At 31.8% G+C, this 912-nt stretch carries 2 protein-coding genes; both read left to right on the top strand.

Features of this window, described 5'->3' with window-relative positions:
* The first annotated feature begins 68 nt into the window (after positions 1 to 68).
* Positions 69 to 323 carry a DUF6364 family protein gene (locus ACY2RU_RS17635; protein WP_490139801.1) on the top strand — a complete coding sequence of 85 codons (255 nt, stop codon included), beginning with the start codon at positions 69 to 71 and terminating at the stop codon, positions 321 to 323.
* The gene (locus ACY2RU_RS17630; RefSeq protein WP_490139800.1) at positions 313 to 744 is read left to right on the top strand and encodes a type II toxin-antitoxin system VapC family toxin; all 432 of its coding nucleotides are present in this window, start codon (positions 313 to 315) and stop codon (positions 742 to 744) included. The genes ACY2RU_RS17635 and ACY2RU_RS17630 overlap by 11 nt, the downstream gene beginning before the upstream one ends.
* Positions 745 to 912: the final 168 nt, after the last annotated feature.

Raw genomic sequence — 912 nt, 5'->3', positions numbered from 1 at the left:
CTCTCATTTGACAAAACACGTGTTGCATAATTAAAATTAAACACGTATATTTGTAGAAAAGAAATATTATGAACACGAAATTAACTTTGACTATAGAAAAAGAGGTCATTGAGATTGCTAAAAAATATGCAAAGGAAAAAGGGCAAAGCCTCTCTGAAATGGTGGAAAATTATTTCAAGTTTGTTACCGTCAAAAGAATTAAAGTCAAAGAAAAACAACTCTCACCCAAAGTTAGAAAACTAAGAGGAATTATTAAGTCTGACGATAATATTGACTACAAACAAATTTTAACCGAGGAGCTTTCGAGAAAATATGGAGTATAAACTTTTTGTAGACTCGGACGTGGTAATAGACTTCTTCACAGACAGAGAACCACACGCAAACCCAGCTAGTGAACTGTTTGAATTAAATGAACAAGGAATTGTAAAGATTTATTTGTCTGCCGTGAGCATCAATAACATTTATTATATCGTGAGGAGGTTCTTGGGACATAAAAAGACAATCGAAGTTGTTGAATTATTAACTGAAATGACTGAAATTGTCGGAACAACAAAAAAAGAAATCATCCAAGCACTGAAAAATGATTTCTCGGACTACGAAGATTCTGTACAATATTCATCCGCCTTGACAATTAAAAAGTTGGACACAATAATTACTAGAAATATAAAAGATTATCGAAATTCTTCAATTGCTGTAATGACACCGTTGAATTTCCTAAAAATGAAAGAAAAAAACGAGAGCTAACAACGTGTATAGCTCATTGCTAATCAGTTGCTTAATCGAAGTTAAGGCGTATTTGGAAAGTCGCAAAATTTTTAAATTTGACGATTTCCAATAAAAAAAGATAAATAGTAAAATTTAAAAATTCGGCTTGTGCTCAACCGAAAAATAATCGCTAATTTACACGCAACA

This window comes from Ulvibacter sp. 2305UL32-6 (assembly GCF_058148545.1).
The sequence above is the reverse complement of the archived record's forward strand: the minus strand, read 5'-3'. Positions and strand labels throughout refer to the sequence as shown.

What these genes read in the sequence shown, in the direction of transcription:
- ACY2RU_RS17635 (WP_490139801.1), top strand. Translation starts at nt 69, where the DNA reads ATGAACACGAAATTAACTTTGACTATAGAAAAAGAGGTCATTGAGATT.
- ACY2RU_RS17630 (WP_490139800.1), top strand. Translation starts at nt 313, where the DNA reads ATGGAGTATAAACTTTTTGTAGACTCGGACGTGGTAATAGACTTCTTC.